General features: G+C 67.1%; 18 protein-coding genes and 1 pseudogene. All 19 read right to left on the bottom strand.

Annotation, left to right across the window (positions count from 1 at the left end):
• Nucleotides 1–603 (bottom strand): annotated as a pseudogene (locus tag A9X00_RS06315) (type VII secretion-associated serine protease); the annotation flags it as partial.
• Complete coding sequence (gene eccD / locus A9X00_RS06320; protein WP_082974745.1) at nt 588–2117, bottom strand: type VII secretion integral membrane protein EccD; 1530 nt, start codon at nt 2115–2117, stop codon at nt 588–590. The gene eccD and the pseudogene A9X00_RS06315, both read right to left, overlap by 16 nt.
• Nucleotides 2114–3142, bottom strand: coding sequence for a MinD/ParA family protein (locus tag A9X00_RS06325; RefSeq protein WP_156771952.1), 1029 nt, complete (start codon nt 3140–3142; stop codon nt 2114–2116). Before A9X00_RS06325 ends, eccD begins: the two co-directional genes overlap by 4 nt.
• A 134-nt stretch (nt 3143–3276) precedes the next feature.
• Nucleotides 3277–4107, bottom strand: a complete 831-nt coding sequence (locus A9X00_RS06330; protein WP_067150630.1) for an ESX secretion-associated protein EspG — start codon at nt 4105–4107, stop codon at nt 3277–3279.
• 104 nt (nt 4108–4211) lie between these two features.
• Nucleotides 4212–4499, bottom strand: a complete 288-nt coding sequence (locus tag A9X00_RS06335; RefSeq protein ID WP_067150633.1) for a WXG100 family type VII secretion target — start codon at nt 4497–4499, stop codon at nt 4212–4214.
• A 39-nt stretch (nt 4500–4538) separates the two neighbouring features.
• Nucleotides 4539–4865 (bottom strand): WXG100 family type VII secretion target, encoded by a 327-nt coding sequence (locus tag A9X00_RS06340; RefSeq protein WP_142282202.1) that lies wholly within the window; start codon nt 4863–4865, stop codon nt 4539–4541.
• Nucleotides 4866–4980: 115 nt separating this feature from the next.
• On the bottom strand, nt 4981–6174 hold the full coding sequence (locus A9X00_RS06345) for a PPE family protein (RefSeq protein WP_067150640.1): 1194 nt from the start codon (nt 6172–6174) through the stop codon (nt 4981–4983).
• Nucleotides 6175–6183: 9 nt separating this feature from the next.
• On the bottom strand, nt 6184–6483 hold the full coding sequence (locus A9X00_RS06350) for a PE domain-containing protein (RefSeq protein WP_066941081.1): 300 nt from the start codon (nt 6481–6483) through the stop codon (nt 6184–6186).
• A 301-nt stretch (nt 6484–6784) separates the two neighbouring features.
• Nucleotides 6785–10987 (bottom strand): type VII secretion protein EccCa, encoded by a 4203-nt coding sequence (gene eccCa, locus A9X00_RS06355; protein ID WP_067150644.1) that lies wholly within the window; start codon nt 10985–10987, stop codon nt 6785–6787.
• Between the two features lie 3 nt (nt 10988–10990).
• Nucleotides 10991–12475 carry a type VII secretion protein EccB gene (gene eccB, locus A9X00_RS06360; RefSeq protein ID WP_067150648.1) on the bottom strand — a complete coding sequence of 495 codons (1485 nt, stop codon included), beginning with the start codon at nt 12473–12475 and terminating at the stop codon, nt 10991–10993.
• Between the two features lie 3 nt (nt 12476–12478).
• On the bottom strand, nt 12479–13297 hold the full coding sequence (locus tag A9X00_RS06365; RefSeq protein WP_067150651.1) for a transglycosylase: 819 nt from the start codon (nt 13295–13297) through the stop codon (nt 12479–12481).
• Nucleotides 13298–13308: 11 nt separating this feature from the next.
• Complete coding sequence (locus A9X00_RS06370; protein ID WP_067150654.1) at nt 13309–13629, bottom strand: DUF2710 family protein; 321 nt, start codon at nt 13627–13629, stop codon at nt 13309–13311.
• Between the two features lie 279 nt (nt 13630–13908).
• Complete coding sequence (locus tag A9X00_RS06375; RefSeq protein WP_369830723.1) at nt 13909–14829, bottom strand: hypothetical protein; 921 nt, start codon at nt 14827–14829, stop codon at nt 13909–13911.
• A gap of 88 nt (nt 14830–14917) precedes the next feature.
• A complete protein-coding gene (locus tag A9X00_RS31660) occupies nt 14918–15661 on the bottom strand; it encodes a DUF5632 domain-containing protein (RefSeq protein ID WP_156771953.1) in 744 nt (247 codons plus the stop codon).
• A 428-nt stretch (nt 15662–16089) separates the two neighbouring features.
• A complete protein-coding gene (locus A9X00_RS31665) occupies nt 16090–16506 on the bottom strand; it encodes a hypothetical protein (protein WP_156771954.1) in 417 nt (138 codons plus the stop codon).
• A gap of 1341 nt (nt 16507–17847) precedes the next feature.
• A complete protein-coding gene (locus A9X00_RS06385; RefSeq protein WP_067150660.1) occupies nt 17848–19701 on the bottom strand; it encodes an alpha/beta hydrolase in 1854 nt (617 codons plus the stop codon).
• Nucleotides 19665–19997: a DUF2563 family protein gene (locus A9X00_RS06390; RefSeq protein WP_067150663.1), complete on the bottom strand. Its 333-nt coding sequence runs from the start codon at nt 19995–19997 to the stop codon at nt 19665–19667. The genes A9X00_RS06385 and A9X00_RS06390 overlap by 37 nt, the downstream gene beginning before the upstream one ends.
• 69 nt (nt 19998–20066) lie before the next feature.
• Nucleotides 20067–20576: a pullulanase gene (locus A9X00_RS06395; protein WP_067150666.1), complete on the bottom strand. Its 510-nt coding sequence runs from the start codon at nt 20574–20576 to the stop codon at nt 20067–20069.
• 24 nt (nt 20577–20600) lie between these two features.
• The gene (locus tag A9X00_RS06400; protein ID WP_067150669.1) at nt 20601–22043 is read right to left on the bottom strand and encodes a CCA tRNA nucleotidyltransferase; all 1443 of its coding nucleotides are present in this window, start codon (nt 22041–22043) and stop codon (nt 20601–20603) included.
• Nucleotides 22044–22117 lie beyond the last annotated feature (74 nt).

Genomic DNA, 22117 nt, shown 5'->3' on the forward strand with positions numbered 1-22117 from the left:
GTGCGGGGCGCCGAGCCGCCCGGGCGGCGCGCACGCGCCCGCCATCGGCGGTGCGGGAGGCGGAACCTCCACCGGGGGCAGAGGCGCCCCGGCGGCCGGCGGCGGCGCGGCCGGCGGCGGGAACGCCGGCGTCGGCGGGATCGGCCGCGGCATCGGCACCAGGCCCTGCGGTGCGGCCCCGATGATCGCGCCGACGACGGTGCCGTGCGCGTCGCAGTCCGACAGGCCGTCCTCCCCCATGATGTAGTCGCCGCCGGGCACGACCGGCAATCGCGGATTGGGCGTAATCCCCGTGTCAATGACCGCGACGGGAACCCCGTTGCCCGTGCTGTATTGCCACGCCCGGCTGATGTTGAGCAGGTCGAAACCGGGCGCCAGCTGCGAGACGTCGGGCGTCTTCACCGTGATCGGCACCGAGCAGCTGTTGCCGCGCCGCATCGGTTGGTCCGGTCGCGGCGGCCCATCCGGGGGCACCGCGGCCGGATCCACCTTGGGCGGTGAAATGGCCTGGGCCGCAGGAATATTGCCCGTAATGGCGACCAGGATCAGGACGGCGAAGATCGCGGCGGCCCGGGTGCACACCGGTTTCAGTGGCGAAGCCAAGTGAACAGCCCTCCCAGAGCCGCGGCGGCCGGCAGCAACACGATCATGGCCAGGACCTCGAGCCACTCCACGGTCAGCCGGATCAACGGCCTGAACCGTGTCGCGGGCACCAAAAGCGCTGCGGCCAAACCCAATGCGGCGAAGGCCACGACCAGCGCGGCCGGCCATACCAGGGCGGCTTCGAGGCTCCTGGGCCCGGCCAGCGCGTACTTGACGACACCGGCGCACACCGCCGCGCATGCGCCACACACAAGCGCGACCGCCTGGTACTTGGCGGCGAATCCGCGGCCCTGCGTGATGAAAATGCCCACCACGAGGCCGGCGACCAGCAGCGCCAACCACGCCCAGCGACGACCCGGCGTCAGTACCCCCCACACGGCGACGGGCAGCACAATCGACACCCCGACGCACAGGCCGACCTGAATCGCGTTGACCAACCGCGCCGAGGCGGCGATCGCGGCGCCGCGGGCGGTGATGTCGGTGAGTTCGTCGTCCTCGTCCTCGGTTTCCTTCGCGCTGACCGGCGACACCGTGTCCACGGGCATGCCCTCACGGCGCGCGAACAGGTCTCGGCCCGTGATGGATCCGAAGTGCGGCGGCCGCACCCTCGCCACCCACAGCGCGATCGTCGGCGCCATCCGCACCAGCACGAGCAGCCCGAACAGCACGCAGATCGCCAGCACCTGCACCGACACCGGCCGGAACATCCGGGCGGCGGCCACCGCGGCCGCGATCCCGCAGATTGCCACCACCGCGGTCGCCGCCGCAGTCTGCCACCGCTTGCGCGTCGCGGCGCTGATCGCGATGGCGCCCAGGATCACCACCACGAGCCCGATCAGCGCGTGCGGGGCGCCGAGCCGCCCGGGCGGCGCGCACGCGCCCGCCACGGCGACCAAAAGCACCGTGAGCCAAGCGAATCCGCTGAACATGTCGCGCCGCTGCGGCCAGCCTCGGAACACGACGATCGACGCGACCGCCAGGAGCAGGCCGACCCCGCCGGCGACGGCCGCCGGGACCGGCCCGTCGGTGAAGGTGCGCTCCCGCAGGGTCAACCCGACCACGACGCCGGCCGCCATGGCAGCGATCGCGATCGCCGTATGCGCGGCCGTCAGCGCGGTGACGGGTGCGAACATCCGGTCGCCGCCATCGCGGCCCAGCCACTTGCCCATGGCCGCCAACGCCGTCGATAACGACTCGTACTGCGGCTCAAAGGATTCACCGTCGACCCTGGGCACCAGCACCAGTGTGTCGCCGTCTTGGACGCCGAGCTCGTCGAGGCTCTTGTTGATGTCCAGGCGCACGCCGTTGACCTTGTGCAGCTCGTAGCTGCCCGGCGGCAACGCGACCCCGTCGAAGCCCTTGCGCTTCAGGTCGTCGCTGAGCAGTTCCACCATGCCCTCGAAGAAGCCCTCCACCGGCGTCCCCGCGGGGAAGACCTGCGAGCACAGGTGCCTGTCGTAGGAGATGTTGACCGCACACCGCGCCGGGAAGGCGACCTTGTGGGGCGAGGTCACTGCTGGGCCCTCTCGGCGCCGGCATCGGGCACGTACTTGTCGGCAAGCCCCGCGGTGATCTCGAACAGCCGCAGCCGCGACTTCTTCTTCAACTCGTGGACCGTGTCGATGATGCCGCCCTTGGCCAGGTGGGGATCGAACGGCATCACTTCCACGGTCGCGCCGACCTTGGTGAACCGCTCGGTCAAGTAGGCCAGGGCGTCCTTGTCGACCGCGCTGTCGGTGTGGTTGATGATCACGGTGCTGTGCGAGACCAGCTCGTGATAGCCCTGCGCGCTGAGGAAGTCGATGGCGCGCAGCACCGGCCGGGAGCGGTCCGCGGTGATTCCGGAGACGAACACCAGGGTGTCGGTGTTGTCCAGAACGGTCTTCATGACGGGGTGTTCGAGGTCCGGGGCGGTGTCGACCACCATGACGTTGTGGGTGCGCCGCAGCCGCGCCAGCACCCCGGCGAACATTGCGGGCACCAGCGGCCGGGGCTGATCGGACGTCCGGTTGCCGGCCAGCACGTCGAGCCCGACCACGTTTTGGCCCAGATGTTCCCGGATGTCCGCGTAGCCCTGGACGTCGGTGTCGTTGATGATGGCGGTGTAGTCACCGGGCGGCGACTCGTCGATGCGGTCCGCCAGGGTTCCGAAACCGGGAACCGCGTCGATCGCGATCACGTTCGTCGGGCGGCACTCGCGGAAGACGCCACCGATGCATGCGGCCAGCGTCGACACCCCGACGCCGCCCTTGCCCGAGACCAGCGTGATGACGAACTGCCGCCGAATATGCCGCCGGATGCGTTCCTTTAATTCGCGATAATGCCGTTCCCTGGGTGATTCCCCGAGGTTTATATTGCGGAAAGAAATGTTGTAAATGAATTTTCGCCAGCCGGAGCCCGGCGGGATTTTTCGGGGTGCGGCTAAATCGGTAATACGCATTGTGTCCGATACCGAATCCCGGTGGCGCGCCGCTGGCGGTTCCCCCCGCCCAAGCCTCTCTTCGTCGTACATATTGGGGTCATTCCAAGAGGTCGTCACGACCGCCAACTCTAACACGATTTGGGATAGCCCGTTTCCGCGATCAAGCCCGCGAAGTGCATTACAAGCGTGCGAGGTTTGCCATTCCGATGATTGGTTGTAACGCGTCTTTTGCGGCCCCGGTAGCGAGCTTGTCAGACCACGCGCCGGTAGGAGTACCACTCCTCCCCGGCGGGCAGGCTTTCGATGAGCCGCCGCACGGCCGCGCCGATGTCGCTGCGCGATCCCGGTGAGAGAACCTGGTAGCGGCGCCCGCCCGACACCACGCCTTCCGCGCACAGCCGGCCGGCCATCGTGTCCATGATCGCCACGGACGAGTCCGCGATCGCAAAGCGGGCCGTTTGTTCCGGTCCGACGCCGGCCTGCACCGCGATGATCGCCGCCTGCGCAGAACGTTCCGGATCGGCGGCCATGGTGAGGATGTGCAGCTGGTCGACGTCCAAACGCTGCTTGAGCAGAAACGACTTCAGGCTGGCGGCGTCGTGCACCGACTCCAGCAGCTCCGCGGTATCCAGGGTCACCGGCCGCAGCGGCGCCGCTTCGGCGACACCGCAGAGCCGTTCGACCTGGCCCACCACGAGCTCGGTGGCCGTGGCCGTCTCGCTGGCGGTGCCCGCCGGATACAGCCGCACCAGCTCGCCGTGGCGTTCCAGCACCACCCACCAGCTGGCGAAGCGGCAGATGGCCGCGCGGCTGGGCTCGCGCCCCGGCACGTTGATCAGCAGCAGCAACCCGAGATCGCGCCGCAGCAGGACGGTCATCCATTCCCGGATCATCGGGTCGGCATTGCCCGCCTCGTCGAGCGCTCCGCATGCCTTGAGTTCGGCGACGACCGGATGGCGCAGCGCCAGCTCCGGGGTCTCCAGCCGCGGCAACAACGGGCGGAGGCCCAGCTCGGGGCACAGCTGCTCCACACCGGTCACCGCCTGCAACACCCACAGGCCATCGAGAGTCGTTGTCAGCACGCCAAATTCACCTCAGCCGGTCGCCGAAGGCAGGGCACATGCATATCGGTGCCCCGCCTCGGTCACCGCTCAGCGGCACGAACAGTCCCGCTGGGCAAGGGATTTCAGAACAGACCGGCGATTTGCTGGTCGGTGCTGATCGCCGCGTCGAGCACGTGGTTAGTCGTCTGACCGTGCTGGCGCACCGTATCGATCAAGCCCTGCAGTCCGGACAGCATTTGGTACTGGGCGTCGAAAAAGCCCGTCGCACCGTGGCCGGCGAAAAACTCCTGCAGCGCATTCGTCTTGTTCGCGACGTCTTCGTGGATCGCGTGGAGTTGGCCGGCGCGAGAACCAACATCTGTCGCGAAGTCTGCGACGGCGCCGGGGTTATACGTGATCATGTCGTCCATGATGAAGTTCCTTTCGAAATCTGAATAAGCCTGGAATTACTACGCGTTGTGGGCGGCGCCGCCGAACAAAGACTGGAACGCGGCCTGGGAGTCGGCCTCATGGCCTTCCATCAATGCCGCGGCCTGGGTGAGGCCCTCGGCGAGGCGTGTGCCGCCCATCAGCACCTTGTTCAGGTCATTCGAGACCTCCGCGGCGGTCATGTGAGAGGCGACGACGCCCGCACCCGACCAGGTTGCCGGGTTCATCACGTTTTCCTGATTTGCCAAGTAGCCCTGGGCGATTGCGATCGCCTGCTCCATATTCGCTTGGATGTCGTGGCTGGTGCTGCGCAGCAATTGCGGTGTCACCTTGATTGTCACTGCGATACTCCTTATCCGGTTAGGCGTGTCCCCTTTTGAATCCCCTTTTGACCCCGGGGGCATGGGTCGAAGTGTATGGGCGCTATTCAGATGTGTCGATTCACCCGCTGAGCAGGCACTTTCAGACCGCTTGGTCGACGACGCGCACAGTGGACGGCTGCTCGGACTTCTTCTGCGACCCGCCGTGGCCACCCGCCGCGTGGCCCACCGGCATGCCGCCGACACCCGTCCCGCCCGTCGACGTCGTCGTCGGGGAGCGCACCGATTCGACACCCAGCGCCCCGCTGGGTCGGAGCCCCACCGGGCGGCCGCTGCTGCCGGGCTCGAACGCACTGACCGGACGGGTGAAGGTGGTCGCGGGCATGCCGCCGCCGCCGAGCGAAGCCCCGCCGCCGCCGAGGCCGCCCGCCGCCCCGGGCGCCGCGGAAACCGCACTGACCGCCGACGCGGGTGTCGCGGCACCCGCGCCCAGGGCACCCGGGTTGGCGAACATGCCCATCATCGACTGCAGCGGCTGCATGGCGCTCATCGGCGCCTGCATCATCTGCGAGGGCGCCTGCAGGGCCTGCGGAACCGCGCCCAGCATCGACTGCAGTGGTTGCATGAAGGTGCCGATCTGGCCGCCCATGTCCTGGCCGCTGGATGCCGCCTGACCGGCACCCGTCGTACCCGACTGCGCGCCCTGCAAGGCCGACCGCATCCCATCACCGGCGGCGGTGTCGGCGGCGGCCGGGCCGATCGCCGAGGCCGCCTCGGCCGGGGCGGCGGGCGAGGCACCCATGGTCGCCAACGGCGGTGGAATGGCCAGGCTTTCGGCCAGTGCCGCGAGGACGGCCCCATAGCTGGCGCCGGTCGCGGAGTTGTTCGGCCACATCACCCCGTAGTACTCGAACTCGAGCGAGCCGATGCGCGGCGTCAACGCACCGAACACCAGTGGGTTGATGTTGTAGTCCGCCGCGCATTCGACACGGTTCGCGGTGCACTCGGGCTCCGGGCGCATGGCCGCGTTGGCGGTCTCGTACGCCGAGACGGCCGCCGAGACGATTCCCGGCTTCACGTCTACCCAGCCGGCCAACCCGTGCAGCGATGCGTTCAGCGCCGTGATGCTCGCCGCCGAGCCCATCGACCCGGGCCCGGCCCAGCTGATCGAGGTCACCGCGGTGTTGATCGCCGACGCGACGCCAGAGGCATGGTGACTGGCGCCCAAGGCGGTCCAGGCCGCCCCGTTCGCCAGCATCGTCGCAACCCCGGTCCCCAGCTTGAGCAGAAGATCGTTGGCTTCAGGTGGACGCGCAGCCCAACCCGGATCAGGCATGTGTCCTGCTTACAACCCGAGCGTCAACGCGCGCGCCGCCTCGGTGGCGGTGTAGACGCATGCCGAGATGCTCTGGGTTCCGGCGAACAAGCCGCGCTGCAGCGAGTGCTCCTGGACCACGCCCAAGTAGGCGCCCCCGCACGCGTTCAGCGCGGTGGCAAACAGGGCCGAGTCGGGATCATTGCCCATCGGCAACGTGCCGAGCAGGGCCGGTGCAGCCGACGCCGCTGCCGATTCGACTTCTGCGCTAATCGCCGATTCCGCTCCAGCGGACGCCAAAACGGCCTCGGGTTGTACGGTCCACGACATAATTTCCCTCCGAGGTTTCCGCAGTCGTATCTCTGCGAATGATCGGCCAGTCTAGCGCCTGTCGGCAGACTGCGTATTCACAATGAATATCTGCTGTTCGAGCGCACCTCAAATTTCGTCTGATGGCCACATTCCACGCAATTGCACTTGCGTTGAATTGGTGTCACTCGAAGCGCAGAGGGCGCTACCGTCCCTTCTGTAACGGGGGTCACATTGGTGACACGTGGTGCGTGGCAACTGAAATCGCCATTTTCAGCGGGCGCCGGGTGAGCGCCTTTATTGCGCGCTATTTGATGCGCCGCTATTTGCCGGCAACAATCGACGGTAGGCCGACCAAAATACCTTCGACATCGGATTCATCGGTTACCAGCAATCCACGACCCGGTGGCAGCATTTGGGCCCGCACGAGTCGATTGATTTTATTCTGCGGATCGTTGTCCATATAAAGCTGAGCGACCTTCGCCGACGTTTGGTACCTCGTCCACGGATCCATCTGCAGCGTCGCCCAGTTGGTGCTGTTGCGCGTCGTGAACACATGCAGGCCGATCTGGCGGGCACGTTCCATCAGCATCCACAGCGCCGCACCGACGGGTGCGGTCGCCGGATAGCTCTGCGTCTGCGCCGGGCGCAGGTCCTGAACGTCGTCGATGAGCACGAAATGCCGGGTCCCCTCCCACGGCTTGAGCGCACGCAGCTCTTCCTGGCTCAGACCCTTGGGAGGCAGCCGCGGCAGCAACACCTCCTGCGCGAGTTCGGTTAGGACTCGGTCGATCTCGTCCTGGTCATACGCATAGGCGCGCACATACCCCGGGGCGTGCAAGTCCCGTAGGCCGTGCGGGGCGGCCTTGGGGTCGATCAGCGTCAGTTGGGCCTCCTCGGGACTGAACCGGCTCATCACCGCCTCGCCGATGGCGACCAGCGAGGTGCTCTTGCCGCAGCCCTGCCTGCCCAGAATCATCAGGCCGGGGCTCTCCGACAGGCGGAGCGGAACCGGCCCCAGCTGGTGGCGCTCGCCGATGGCGAACGCGATCGACAGATCCTCCGCGCCGGCGTGGGCCGCCAGGATCGCGCTCAGTTCGATGCGCTCCGGCAGCCGCTGCAGGACCGCGTGCTTGGTGACGCCGGCGACCTCGGCGATGCGCGCGCCGAGGTCGGGTGTATCAACCACCGTGCGGGTTGCCGGATCGACCGCCATGGGAACGCCGACCAACAATTCGTGCAGCGAGTCCGTCAGGCCAAATCCGGGGCGGTTCAACGTCCGACGGGCGGCCTCGCGCGATTCGATGGCCGAGTGGCCCATCTGACTCTCCCCCGGCTCGGCCAGCCGCAACTGGATCCGTGCGGTGGCGTTCTGCAGCAGCTTCTGCCGCTGCCCGTGGATCCAGCCGCCCGCGCTGCACATCACGTGCACCCCATATTCGGGACCACGGCTGCTCAACGAGATGATGCGATCGCCCAAGACCATGTCTTTGGTGTAGAGGTCGTCGTAGTCGTCGACCACGACGAAGACATCGCCGAACGGGTCATTCGGGTCGGTCCCGCCCAGCCCGTCGCTGCCGGGCCCGAACCGCCGCTCGCGGAACCCGTCCAGGTCGATGTTGGCGCGCCGGAAGGCGTCCTCGCGGGCGTCGATGAGCGCGTCCATGCTGCTCAAGATGCGCTCGATGCCCTCGGTGTCCCTGGGTGACACGATGTCGGCGATATGCGGGAGCGACCCGATCTGGGCCATGGTCGCACCGCCGACGCAGAAGAACGTCACCCGCGACGGCGTGTACATCATTGCCGCCGAGCACATCAGCGTCATCATCGTGGTCGTCTTGCCGCGCTGCTTGGCGCCTACCACGATGATGTTGCTACGCAACGCATCAACGGAATACACGACCTGCTTGGACTCTTCGGGGATGTCCATGACGCCCACCGGGAACACCAGCCCGGGGTTGCGGCCGTAGTCGACATGCCACGGCTTGCCGCGCCAGCCGGACACCAGCGCGTCGACGGGTTCGGGGTGCTCCAGCGGCTCCAGCCACGGCCGGCGCGGCGCCCGGTGCCGCACCGTCTGCAGCGATTCCCGCAGCACGTCGACGATCTTCTTTTTCTTGAAGCCGTCCTCGTGCAAGAGGAATTCGTCGGGTTCTTCGTCGGCGGCGGAAGCGGCCTCCAACGCCGCGGCGTCGGCTTCGTCCAGCGGCTGATACTGCCAGTTGTAGAGCCGGGGTTGCGTCAGCGTCATGTCGACGGTTCGAACCACCTGACTCTTCTTCGGCACGACGAACGGCGCGGACAGGTAGAAGCAGCGGAATGGCTCCAGGTCCCGCGGGCCCACCTTCAGCAGCGCGAAACCGTTTTCTTTCGAGGGCAGGTGGTAGGCGGCGTCGGTGCCGATCACCTCGCGGCTGTCGTCGCCGGATTCGGCGCGCAGCGCGATGCGAAATGCGATGTTGGACTTGACTTTCTGCAGCGACGACAGATCCAGCCGTTGCCCGCCCAGCATGAAGAAAACGTTGGCGCCGCGGCCCTCCTGGCCGATGTGGATGATCAGGTTGATCCACTTGTCGTGGTTGGCGAACAGCTCGAGGTATTCGTCGACGATCACCAGCAGCACCGGCACCGGCGGCAGGTCGCGTCCGGCCAGACGGATCTCCTCATAATCGTTGGCGTCGCGCGCGCCCACCGACGTGAAAAGCTCGTAGCGCTGCTTGATTTCACCGTCGATGACCCGGCGCATCCGCTCGGCCAGGTGCCGTTCGTCCTTGCCGAGGTTCGACAGCGCGGCCACCACGTGGGGGATACCCAGGATGTCCTGGGCTGCCGATTCGAACTTCATGTCGACGAAGATCACATTGAACGTCTCGGGTGAGTGGGTGAGCGCGATGCCGTACACCAACGACAGGAAGAACTCCGATTTGCCCGAGCCGCTGGTGCCGATGACAACCGAGTGAAAACCGAAGCCCCCGAAGTCTTTTGCGCGGATGATCACGTTCTGCAGCTCGCCATTGGGTTTGGCGCCGACCGGTATCTCGCACCACCGTTCGTCGCCGCGGCCGCGCCGCTCGGCCCACAGCCGGTCGACATCCAACTCCCGGGGGTCGGCGATTCCCAGCGCTCGTAGCAGTTCGGCGGCGCCGCTGGTCGAGTCGGCGATCTCGGCGCTGCTGGTCGGCGACCACCGAGCCATCGAGCGTGCGTAGCGGTAGGCCCTCGGGATCGACAGCTGGTCGGCGTGGGCGAAGAACTTGCCGCCGGTGCGAAGGAGCGGCGCCGGACGGCCGTCGTCGTCCTCGCTGCTGTCGCCGTTGCGCCGGGCGTGTGCCGGCCCGTCGACGACCGCGGTATGCCGCTCGCTCATCTCGTAGAGCTGGTCCCGGCCGAAGCCGACACCGATGCCGGCCCGAGAGGCTATGCGCAGCACCGTGATCCCAGCCTTGCCTACTTGGCCGACCACGCTTTCCCAAGCCTCCGGACTGCCGGTGTTGTCGTCCACGATCACCCAGTGCGGGCCGAGGTCCGCCCCGGCATCGGGCTGGCCGGTCTCCAGGGCCGATCCGAGGGTAGTCGGGCTGGCCGCGGCCAGCGGCGTCCACTGGCCGCGCCTGCCCTTCATGTGCAGCTCGGCGCCCAGCGCCGCCTCGAGCTCCTCCGGTGTCGCGAAGATCAGGCGCCGCCACCCGCACGCATCGAACAGCTCGTCGTGCAGATTGTGCGGGAGCCATACCATCCACGACCACAATTCGGGGTTGCGGGTTACCACCATCAACTTGAGGTCGCGCGGGTTGTGAAACACGGCCAGCGAGCACAGCACCGAGCGCATCAGCGACCGAACCCGGTTCAAATCGTCACCGACGAAGCTGAAGCCCGGCGCCGATCGCAGGTTCACTACTTTGGCGATGTCGCGAATCTTGCGTTGTTCCAAGATGAAATCGCGCAGGGCCTGGCCGGTGACCGGCTCCAGCTCCTCGTCGGAAGCGATGTCGGGCCACGTCACCGACAGCACCGAATCCGGGGCATGCTGCACGCCGGTGCCGAGTCGCACCTCCAAGAAGTCGACGTCTCCGCGACCGCGCTCCCACATTCGCGGACCGCCGATGATGGCGCCGAGGCCGCGGGGGTCGGAGTGCACCGATTGCTGCCAGTGCCGCTGCGCGCACACCGCGGTCTGGATCTCGTCGCGGTTGCTGTCGAGGTCGCGCAGGTAGCGGCGGCGGCCCTTTTCCAGTTCCCCCCAGGTGATTTTGCGCGCGCGCCCGAACCGGCCCGAAAACGCCAGCATGCTGAAGGCGCCGATGCCCATCAGCGGGAAGAACCCGGTTGACAGGCTGCGCACCCCTGAGACGTAGAGCATGACGACCGTGCCGATCAGCGCGACGATCAACGCCGGCACGCCGATCATCACCCAGATGTTGCGGGGTTCGCGTTCGGGCAGGGCTATCGGCGCATTCGGCGCCACCCGAACGGGTTTCGGCGGCTGGATCTTGACGCGGTTGATGGGGAACGCTCTCTTGGACACCTTCTAGCCTCCCGCCCTTGCGGATGTCGTCACCACGGTCGCCTGTCCCGTCGCGGGCACCGTGTCGCGCGCCACCAGCGCCGCCTGTTGCGACAACGCCGGGCCTGCGGCGAAGGTCCGCAGCAACGGCCACGGCGCCTGAACCGCCATCGCCGGCTCCAGACCCAGCGCGCGCAGGGTCGAGTCGTCGGAGGCGATGCCGAACCGCACCCCGTTGTCGGCCACCCAGAACAGCGATTCCCTTGAGTCGCTGGTGATCACGCCACTCGTCGACGTCACGAAGTTGGCCGCACCGGGCAACACCAGCACCTGATTGGCCACGACGGATGCGGGGTCGCGGTCGTCACGGACCAGGCGCACGATCCGGTCGTCCATCGACGAGGGCGCCGGAAGCCCGCGCCCGTTGTAGATGGCGACGCGGGCCTGCGGGTCCGTCGACGCCTTCTCCCACCCGACGCACGTGGTCGGATTCGCCGCGGAGTCAATGAAATTCAGGTGTCCGGTCGGGTAATAATCGACCGTCAGCGAGTTCACCTCGGGAATGTTGACCAGCACGTCCGGGGTGACCGTCCGCGGCGACGCCGAGCCGTAGGAGTTCGCGCTGCGGAGCAGATCGGCCACGAACCCGCCGACCTTTTGCACCCCGTCGGTGAGCAGTACGTAGAACTGGCTGCCGCCGCCGGCGGTCTGGGCCTGCAGCACCGCCCCCACCTGCGAACCGGGTAGCCACTTGGACGGGGTTCCGGCCTCGAGAATCTTGGGGACGCGCAGCGGCTCCGTCGCCGGCATCCCGTCGAAGAGCGCCCGCGAGATCTCCACCGGCACAGTGACTCCCGGGTCCAGCCCCAGGCTCAGGGTGACCGCCCTGTCGGTGGGATCGATCTGCGAGCGCTTTCCGCCCCAGATCACATAGGTGGCGCCCTGAAACGTCGCCAGCAGCCCCGCGTCCTTGGCCATCGGGGCGGCGCGACCGCCGATGAGCTGGCCCGCGATGGACGTCACCACGGGCTTGTCCGCGGTGCGCGGCCGGCCCGCCGTATCGCACACCGCCCACGCCGACACCGCCCCCCGGTTCACATGCATGGCAGCCGGGGCGCCCGGAATGCCGACCAGCGGCCCGGTCGGGTACTTCGCGATCTCGGCCGGCTTCACCCAGGTCGGCTGCCCGGCGGTACCCGTCGCCAGCCGCGCCGAGGTCAAATTGAGCGCCGGATACAACCGGCCTTCGATGCGCGCGTAGATCGCCCCCGATTCGCGGTCACCGATGATCGCCGAATCACCTACCACCCCACTGGGTTTGATCACATTGAGCAGCACCATCCAGCCCGAAGCGATGGCCACCAACACGACCGACAGCACCAGCGCCGCCGTCTGCTTGCGGTCGTCGTGCTTCATCCGCACCGAGAAGCGGGTGGTCGCCGCGCGCAGCCGCCGGTTGTAAAACAGGTGACCCGAATTCTGGTCGCGGTTGGACAAACTCAACGGCATTGTTCAGTAGCCCCTCGGTCCGCGGCGGGGATCGGCCTGCTGGATCCGATCGGCCAGATTCGACGCGTCGACGGCGACGCCGTAATGGCGTTGTGCGTAGTTGATGAAGGCGCAGGCCTGCGCGACCAGGTCGTGGATGCTCGCCGACGTGCCGGGCTGGTGATAGGCGGCGAAGGTCGGGGCGATGAACTGCCACGCGCCCTTGCTCGGTGTGCCCCGCGCCGCGTTGGCGTCCCAGTTGTTTTCGGCGTGGGCATCGTAGTTCGACTCGCGGCGGGCCACCAGATCCATGCCGCGTTCCCAGCGGGCGCGGGCCACCGGATCATGAATGCCCTTGATGTCCAAGGCTTTATGGATGGCGGTCAGGACCGCGGCGCGGCCGCTGCCGGCGCTGGCGTGGGCATGCGGGTAGCGCAGGTGTCGCAGTCGCAGTGCCAACAGCCGGGCTCTGGCCCGCGACCGCACGATGTGGCCGTGCTGAGCGCGCAACCGCGCCGCCATCCGCGCCACCGCCTCGCGCCGGCCCAGCGGCGTGTCGACCGCCGGTGCGGCATCGGCCATCGCGGCGTGCAGGTTAAGTCCCGTCGCGGTCCTGGCTTGGAAGCGGTCGGCACGCGCCGTCGCCAAGACCGCGGCCAGCGACCGGTCGGACTCGGCCAGCCGGCGCAGCCTTGTGGCCGAGGTGGCCGATCGGGTCGTCGCCCCCCGTATCCCGTCGGCGTAGGCGTGTAGCTGCGCGGGCGTGTCACTGACGTCGTTGTCGGCGCCGTCGCCGGCGAAGAGGCGGTGGCCCCGGGACAAGGCGGCCACCGCGCGCGTCATCGCAGCATCATTCAACGATTCCCACCGTAATTCCGATCGAAATCGGCCTGCGCCTCCTCGCGCAATGCCTCAAAAACCATATTCAGTCGGTCCATCAACTCCCGACACGAGTATGACGTCACCACGTGGGGCGCCAACGACAGCCCGGTGAGCCGACCGTCCGAATTGCACACCGCGTAGACGTCACCCACATCGGCCGTAAAAGTCACCGACTCCTGGGCGGCCAGAACGGCCTCCCACTTCTCGAAATTCGCCTTTAGGTCCGCCAAGACCTGGTCAACTAATGCTTTATCCGCCGCCGCGTCCGGGCGCACCGCATCCGTATCGGACACCTCAGAAACAACTCCAATAACTTCTGGCCCACGAGTTGACCTTGGTTTGCCCACCCCGATGCACACGCGTCACCCTGCTGTGTGGCGCTGCCACTGCGGATAGTAATGGCCGCACGATCACGACATTACTGCCGCTAGCGGGCGGCGACCACTCATCTTTTGGGCGGTATTCGGGGTCATGGCCTCGATGCAATCGGATTGGAAATGCAATTCAAAGTCGATATTTCTCCAAAGCATCGAGAATTGCCGTTTTCAGCTTTTGGGGCCTGTCCGGAAGGTCTATTCCTTTGGTTCTTCGTCCGTCGGCACGATCACGATCCGACGGTTGGGCTTGGCGACGACGGGTGGCTTGCCCTCGGACTTGGTGACGGGAACGCTCGGCGGGGCTGTTAGGCGGCCCTTGACCGGCTGGCCGTTGGGAATCCCCGGGACCGTGACGCGCTTTTCTGCGGGCTTGTCCTTGTTTCCGTCCCCGCCCGCTCCCATCGCGCCGGGCATCATCGGCATGCCGGTCATGCCCATCGGACCGCTCTGCGGCGTCATGCCACCGGTCTGCGTCACCGTCACCGGTTTGGCCGACGCTGAGGCTGGTGTGGTCGGAGGCGACGACGACGGCACGGGCGGCGGGCCCATGAATCCGGTCGGGGTGGTGCCACCGCCTAGGCCGGCGCCCCCGCCGCCACCACCACCAAGACCCGCGTCGCCACCGCCAGCGCCGCCAAAACCGGGATCTTCCGCGGACATATCAGTCAGCGCCGCCGCGGCCTCGCCGCCCTTCGCCGCCCCCATGAGCGGCTGAATCGCGCTCTGCGCGGCCTGCATCGCCTGTTGCGGAAGCTGCGTGAGCGGTCCCATGACACCGCCGAGCGCGCCGGTCAGCGAACCCGCGATCCCCGAGGCCATCTGAGGAAGCATCTGTGCCAGCTGCTGGAACTGTTGTGAGGATTGGGCCTCGTTTTCCGGAAACTTCCTGGCGGCGTCGAGCGCGTGCGCGCGACGATCGGCATCACCTTGGACGCTGGATGCTTGGTCGCCACCTACGCCGAGATTGCCGGCGGCTGCGAGTGCGGCCTGGGCACCGTCAGCTGGTGCACCGGATCCCGGAGGAAGGCCGTTCGGCATTATCGGGGGTGGTGCCTGTGGCGCCGCAGCTGTCCCAGCGAAATCCGCTGGACTTACCTTGAAGCCCCCGCCCGTCATTTTCGCACCTCAAAACCCTCGCAACGCGGCCACGCGAACCGCGTAGTAGTTGAGTCGCATGGTAAATCCCCAGCAGCTTGAACGGTAGTCACCCCAGCTTGGCCGAAATCGCTATATACCACGCTACGTGGTAGTGCGCCAGCCACTCGTGGCCTTCAACAAGAGCCTTTACCGCTGAAAGGAGCATCCAGTCGGCTGTCCGCGAGAGGTCATGAGGATCCTCCAGCGCATTGTGGTACGCGGCTTGCAGCTCACGCTGCAACGCGTCAACCTCGTTTTCGGTGACACCCGTTCCCCGTGTCGCCGCTTGCGCCAGAGTCTGGGCGATTCGGGGCAATCCGTCGCGGCGGCGGACGGCCTCAACCAGCGTTGGGCCAAGCTCTTCGACTTCCGGGCCGGTGCGTGCGAGGCGATCACCGGTGAGGGGTGGGTCATCGGGTCCCGGCTTTGCGATGAATCCGTGGGCCTTGTGCACCGCCACAGCAGTGACGGTGCCGAGAAGATCGACCACGTCGGCGTCAGGTCGGCGTGGCGCCGGATCAAGCAGTCGGTTCACCCCGACCGGGATTTTCACGTTCGGCGGGATCCACCCGCACCCGATGCTGCACACCAAAAGCGTTGTGCCGTCGTCGCGCAAGCCGGCGGCCCATGAAAGGCCCGGCGCCTGGCGGGCCACCGAGTCCACAAGCCGTTGCAGCCTCTGCTGTTCGGCGGCCCGGCTCGAGACGTCGCCAGCCAGAGCGCCAGTTGCCGCCGACAACGCCGATGCGCCCGCGGGCGTCGCCGCGCTACCCCCGGCTTGCGCGGCGGCGCCCCGCTGGACCGTTGACATCAACGGGCTGCCCGCTGAGGGCGATGTCGATGGCGAGGGCGCTACCGGTGCACCCGATACCGGCGTGGTCGGCGCCGACACCGCCGGAGGGGCAACTACAGGGGGACGTAAATCAGAGCCGTAGGCGGGCAGTGGGCCAGCCGGGACGGCGGGTGCTCCTGTTATTGGAGCCGTCGGCGTCGACACCGGCATCGGCGCGGCGACTGGTATGCCGCCGCCGGTAGCGGACACCGGGGTGCCGGAAGCAGTGGCGGCCGATGCACCCGAGCCATGGTCCACCGCACCGGAGTCGACGGCACCCGCCGCAATGGTTGGAGCTACCGGAGGCGCGACCGGCGCCTGCGGCGGTGTCGTCGCTGACGACCCCGTTGCGTTCATCAGCCCCTGTGACAGATTCTGCGCGCCGGTCGCTGCCGGCTGTCCGGTCATCATTCCTTGGGCGAACGATTGGCCAAGCTGATTCGGCGAGAGCCCACCCAGGCCGGCTGCTGGTGACAGTCCGCCGCTACTAGGTAGCGGCGAGACGACTGCCGGTGCACCAGGCACATGTCCACTGCTACCTCCAGGCGTGGAGATGAGGCCGCTACTATCGACGCCTCCTCCGAGCCCAGATCCTTGCCCTTGGCTACCGAGGTTCGATCCACCAGCAGGGCCTCCAGCCAGGGCGCCGCGGCCGCCGACCCCGGACCCTTGACCGCTGCCACCCAATGCATTAGCAGTGCCGCCTCTGCTGGTTGGACCGCCAATACCCGGCCCGTTTCCCTGGCTGCCAAGGGCCGAACCAGCCGCACCGTGATCGGCCTGCTCTGCGGGAACGGGTGCTTTTGCATCGGGACTTGATCCATGACTATTGAGGAACTCCTGCGGGGACATGGCCAGTCCCTCGACTGTAAGTATCCTTTGCATCGCGTCCGTGATTGCCGAAACCGCGGCAGCCGATTTATGGGCAGCGAATCCGTTAGCCTCTGCAATTAGCTTCTCAATTTCTGCCGCCTTGATTGGCGCCGGCTCCTTCGAGCTCTCAACATTGGCGATCCGCTGGTTGTACTCGTCAGCGATCCCTCGGAGGCCCTCGCGCAAATTATCGATTGCGTCGGCGCCCTTTTCAAAGGCGTCGGCTTTCGTTTTATATTTCTCGGCTAAGTCGAGATGGTGTTTCTCGCCCTGCTGAAAGCGGGAGACGAGGTCGTCCACGGTATGCCCGCGGTTATCGGCGGCCAGTTGTGCCCACTGGTTGTGGAGCTCCTGTGCGTATTGCTCTTGCTGCTGCTGTTGGGCGCTCCAATGCGTAGCACCAACCCTCAACGCCGTTGAGGGTTGCGGCCACCAGGCACCGACGAGGGCAGGCGTGTACTTTCCTGCAGGCAAGTCTGGCGCCATGCCCCCTCCTCCCAGACGGGTTTCTACGCGTCGCCGTTCCCGCTTTTCGGCGCATCTCCGCGATCAATATTGAAATGACAGCAGGCACCCTGCAAATCGGTGCGCACGACCGCCCTATCTCTGTATCCATTCACTGGGTTGATTTACGCGCATGCTTCGCGAAGCGTCGCTGTGGCATTCTCTACAGGAGCACCATCTGCCCTCTCTTCGGCAAACGCCGTGACTACGTAGTCCAAATACGCGTCAACCAAACTCGCTGCCAGTTTGGCCACGTCCGGGGGCGTAGCCGGTGCTATCGACCTGGACAGTGCAAAGGCGCCACCTACCAGGGCGGCGCGGGCGTTCGCCGAGGCGGCCCCCGGTTCGGGACCGTTTGGCGCCGAAGTCGCTACCTTGACCGCTTTGCTTACTTTCTCGAAGGTCGCGCATACACGGGTCTTTGCCGCTGCTCCTTCGGCGGCTGTGAAGGTCGGTGGCGGCATCGAGGGCGTAGAGGCAGAAGTCGGCGGCTGCGCCGACGAACTCGGCCGATTTAGGTCTATGACACCGATCACGAGTGCGGCGATAGCCATCAGCAAGCCGAACGTTGCCAACACCACAGCGATCGGGCCGCTCGACGGACGCCGTGTCGCACCCGCAGGAGGTACCCACTGCGCCGAAGGAGGCTGGTGGGGAATCGTCACTCCAAAAAGGCTAATCGGCAGCGAGTCGCGATGTCACTTCACGGGGCGACCTGAGATACCACGACCGTGCCGAGCGGTGCAGCGTCGTCGCTTCCGCCATGGTCAGCAAGGTGTGTTGGTGATTCACCCCTCCGGTCCGCGATGGCGATGCCCCGTCGTCGCGGGACGCAAAAGTTCCGGGTCGACCAACCGGCCCAGGCCGTATTCACCTCGATGCCGCGCCGACATGCCGTCGCGCCGCAGCGCATCGCCGTGGCCGGAAACCACATCGGAGATGCTGAACAGCGACTCCGACCCGTCGTCGAGATAGTGCACATGGGAAAAGGCTGGGTTAATCGAATTGCCCGCCACCTCGGCTTTGAACCGAGTGGACCCGTAGCCATCAACGGCAGGATCAGCGCCAAGCCCTCCGAAGCTCACGCCGATTAGGCCGGGGCCGGTCACCTGCGCAGGCAACCAGGTCACCGCATCGCCGGACGCAGCGCCGACGTAGACATGCCCGCCCGGTGGCAGATGGAAGTCGGCCGCCGAATGCGCCAGGTCGGTGCCCGGGGACCCGATCAAGACCACGTCGTTTGCGTGCATCCCATAGGCGGCCGCCGCATCCGCGACGAGAGTGGATCCGTAGGAGTGGCCAACCACCGTCATATGAGTCGGCGCACCTTCGTGGGTGACGGCAAGGGCGTTGACATCGGCCGCCAGCACCTGCGCACCACGCCGGGCCATCTCGACTTCCCGAAGAGCCGGATCGAACCAGTTATTCGGCGCGTCGTAGCCGACCCACGTGACCACCGCGGTCGGGTTGTTGCAATCGGCGCGGGCGGACTCTTGATACAGGCGCACGCCCTCGGCCTCCGCCAGCGTCCCCTCGCGCACCGACGTGGCCGCCCCCTTCACCAAGACCGCCGTGTTGGTCGCGGTGTCGGGGTTGCCAATCGCGATGGCCGCGGTTCCCTCGCCGCCGAAGGACTCGGGCTGGTAGGCCAACAGGAAGACGTCCGCGACGCCATCTGACGCGTCCAGGCCCTGTTGGGTGCGAAAAGCGTTGGCACAGCGCTTGATTGCGGCACCCGTCAGCCCATACGACACGGGTTCAGCTAACACATCGCTGACGTCCACACCGCGCAACGCAGCCAGCTCTTCCACGCGACGAAGGTCGTCGTTCATCACCGCCTGGTTCACGCGACTCCGCACGGCGACGGGAACACCGTTGAGGTTTCCCAGCTCCGGGGGATGCTCGGCGATCAATCGGCTCTGCTGATCAGCGCTGAGCGTGTTCCACCACCGGTTGACCGCCTCGGCACTCGCTCCCAAAGGCGGAACCTGAAGCGGCTCTTCGGCATTCGTCGGCGCATCCACCGACTGAAGAACCGCCGGGTCGTAGCCGTCGGTGCGCAAGGCGATCAGCGACCTCTGCAGAGCCTCCGAGTAGCCGTCACGCCGAGACCGCACCCGACCCAACGCCGCGGCGGTGTCGTCGACGGCTTGTTGCTCCAGCGCGCGGATAAACGCATCGAGCGCCAATCGATCATCGGCGGTCAACCCGCTGTCGTTCTCCAGCGTCAGCGCCTGCCCGAGCAGATCGTCAAGCTCCCGCAGTCGAGCCTCCAACGCCGAGATGACCGCTGCGCCAAAGGATTGCGCTTCGGCCAACGCCGCCGCGACGCTTTCCAGGTCCGCCCCGATGTTGGCCAGCTGCAAGGACTGCGCACCGAGCGACCGCACGGTCCGCTGCACCTCGGCCGATCCGTTGATCGGGTGCTCGCCGGTCACCCGATTCCAGGACGCCTCGAACCGGCGGCGCGCGGCATCGAACGCAATGCTGGATTCGGTGGTGCACCGGCCGGCGTCGTGAAACGCCTGCGCCAGTTCGGAAATCTGCGCCGGGCGCCCGGCTTGCAGGCTGTCGTCAATCGCCCAGGGGTCGCCGCCGGCTTCGGCTATGAGGTGCGGACTGCTGATGTATCGGAAGTCCATCGCACCGCCCGCTCTTCGGCGGCGTTGCGGTCATCCATGTTCGTGAACTCGTCGGCGGCGTAATGCGCCCTGTGGCCGAGTCCGGTCAGCGTCTCGTGGTGGGCCTGCAAGTCCTGGACGTGCCGCCCGTGCGCGGCGGTCACCGCCTCGTGAAACGCCTCTGCGGCGGGAAAGCCCCCAAACATCCCGGACGCCAGGGGCCCCCGCGACAGCTGCTCGGCCCCCGCTTGTGCATGCCCGCCGGCGCGGTGCGACTCGTTGGCCCCCGAGTGCAGCAGGTCCGGATCAACGAACATTGCTACCCCCGGATCCCCGAAGCGAACTGGTGCCCAAACTAATAACCGCCCGGTTGCGGGTCAATTCAGTCATAAGGCGCTCGCCCCGTCCGCCAGCCCGTCGCCGTCGGTATCGGTCAGCTTGACGTTCCACTGGCCGTCGCCGTCGGAGTCGACGTACCCGGTCACGCCGCCCTCGTCGGCGCACAGCACCCGGTCGGCCACCCCGTCGCCGTCGGTGTCGAGCAACCGGTCGTCGGCCTGGCCGTGCCCGTCGAAGTCGACCAGCGGACCGCCGGTGTGCTCGACGCCGTCCAATCCGAACCACCGCAGCTGGCCGCCCCGGTCGAAGGCGACCCCCCACGTTCCCGACCCGTCGTCGGTGAAATACGCCTCCGGGGCGCCATCATTGTCGAGGTCGAGGACGGCGTGGTCGGCCGTCCCGTCACCGTCGAAATCCGCCAGCGCGTCGTCCTGCATGCCGTCGCCGTCGAGATCCAACCCGATCGCATCGAGCCGGCCGTCGCCGTCCAAGTCGAGGGTGGGCTGGCCATTCCAAATGGCCGCGGAGCCATCGTCATTACCGATGCAGTAATCCATGCCTTCTCGGACGCTGGGCCGTCGCTAGGCGTTCCCGCGCGACCGCCACCAGGACAACAACTCGGCGGTTGCCTCCTCGGTCGTCAGCGGCCCGCGTTCGAGCCGCAACTCCTTCAGATACCGCCACGCCTCGCCGACCTGCGGGCCGGCCGGGATCCCGAGCAGCTCCATGATCGCGTTGCCGTCCAGGTCGGGGCGCACCCGCGCCAAATCCTCCTGGGCCGCCAGCTCGGCGATCCGCGCCTCCAGCCGGTCGTAGCTGGCCTGCAGGCGCGCGGCCCGGCGCTTGTTGCGGGTCGTGCAGTCGGCGCGGACAAGCTTGTGCAGCCGCGGCAGCAGGGGCCCGGCGTCGGTGACATAGCGACGCACCGCCGAATCGGTCCACTTACCCTCGCCGTAGCCGTGGAACCGCAGATGTAAAAACACCAACTGCGAGACGTCGTCGACCATCTGCTTGGAGTACTTCAACGCCCGCAACCGCTTTCGGGCCATCTTGGCGCCCACCACCTCGTGGTGGTGAAAACTCACCCCGCCGTTTTCCTCGTGCCGCCGAGTCGCCGGCTTGCCGATGTCATGCAACAGCGCGGCCCAGCGCAGCACGAGATCCGGTCCGTCGTCTTCCAGCGCGATGGCCTGGCGCAGCACCGTCAGCGAATGCTGGTAGACGTCCTTGTGCTGGTGGTGTTCGTCGATGGCCATCCGCATGCCGCCGACCTCGGGCAGCACCACCTCGCCCATGCCGGATTCCACCAGCAGGTCGATGCCGGCCACCGGGTCGTCGCCGAGCAGCATCTTGTCCAGCTCGGCGGCCACCCGCTCGGCGCTGATCCGCGCCAGCTGCGGCGCCATCTCGTCGATCGCCTCGCGCACCCGCGGCGCGACGGTGAAGCCGAGTTGCGATACGAACCGCGCGGCGCGAAGCATCCTCAACGGATCGTCGCCGAAGGACACCGCGGGCGCGGCCGGGGTGTCCAGCACTCGCTGGCGCAGCGCCGCCAAACCGCCTAGCGGATCAAGAAATTCGCCCGGCCCGGTCGGCATCACCCGCACCGCCATCGCGTTCACCGTGAAATCGCGGCGCACCAAATCGTCCTCGAGGCGATCGCCGAACCGCACCTCGGGTTTGCGCGACACCTGGTCGTAGGCGTCGGCGCGGAACGTCGTGATTTCCAGCCGATAGTCGCCCTTGCCGACGCCGACGGTGCCGAACTGAATCCCCGTCTCCCACACCGCGTCGGCCCAACGCCGAACCAATTCCTGGACCTGCTCGGGGCGGGCGTCGGTCGTGAAATCCAGGTCGGGACTGAGCCTGCCCAGCAACGCGTCCCGCACCGAACCGCCGACGAGGTACAGCTCGTGGCCGGCGGCATCGAAGAGCGCGCCCAGTTCACCCAGCATGGATGCATGCTTGTTCAGCGCGACCGCGGCGGCGGTCAGCAGGTCGGCATCCTGGGCGACGTCAGGCACGTTCGATCAGCGTAGTCGGGTGACGCGGCCAACACTGACCCCGCGCCGCCGGACGGCTACTAGCGGCGAGTATC

Origin of the sequence: Mycobacterium sp. 1245805.9 (genome assembly GCF_001672915.1) — a bacterium.
Lineage (GTDB): Bacteria > Actinomycetota > Actinomycetes > Mycobacteriales > Mycobacteriaceae > Mycobacterium.

Bases quoted from the DNA above. Each gene is read 5' to 3' on its own strand.
- A9X00_RS06345 (WP_067150640.1), bottom strand. From the start codon at position 6,174: ATGCCTGATCCGGGTTGGGCTGCGCGTCCACCTGAAGCCAACGATCTT.
- A9X00_RS06375 (WP_369830723.1), bottom strand. From the start codon at position 14,829: ATGACGGGCGGGGGCTTCAAGGTAAGTCCAGCGGATTTCGCTGGGACA.
- A9X00_RS31660 (WP_156771953.1), bottom strand. From the start codon at position 15,661: ATGTCAACGGTCCAGCGGGGCGCCGCCGCGCAAGCCGGGGGTAGCGCG.
- A9X00_RS06385 (WP_067150660.1), bottom strand. From the start codon at position 19,701: ATGGACTTCCGATACATCAGCAGTCCGCACCTCATAGCCGAAGCCGGC.
- A9X00_RS06395 (WP_067150666.1), bottom strand. From the start codon at position 20,576: ATGGATTACTGCATCGGTAATGACGATGGCTCCGCGGCCATTTGGAAT.
- A9X00_RS31665 (WP_156771954.1), bottom strand. From the start codon at position 16,506: ATGGATCAAGTCCCGATGCAAAAGCACCCGTTCCCGCAGAGCAGGCCG.
- A9X00_RS06350 (WP_066941081.1), bottom strand. From the start codon at position 6,483: ATGTCGTGGACCGTACAACCCGAGGCCGTTTTGGCGTCCGCTGGAGCG.
- A9X00_RS06335 (WP_067150633.1), bottom strand. From the start codon at position 4,499: ATGGACGACATGATCACGTATAACCCCGGCGCCGTCGCAGACTTCGCG.
- A9X00_RS06390 (WP_067150663.1), bottom strand. From the start codon at position 19,997: ATGTTCGTTGATCCGGACCTGCTGCACTCGGGGGCCAACGAGTCGCAC.
- A9X00_RS06365 (WP_067150651.1), bottom strand. From the start codon at position 13,297: ATGACGCGCGCGGTGGCCGCCTTGTCCCGGGGCCACCGCCTCTTCGCC.
- eccB (WP_067150648.1), bottom strand. From the start codon at position 12,475: ATGCCGTTGAGTTTGTCCAACCGCGACCAGAATTCGGGTCACCTGTTT.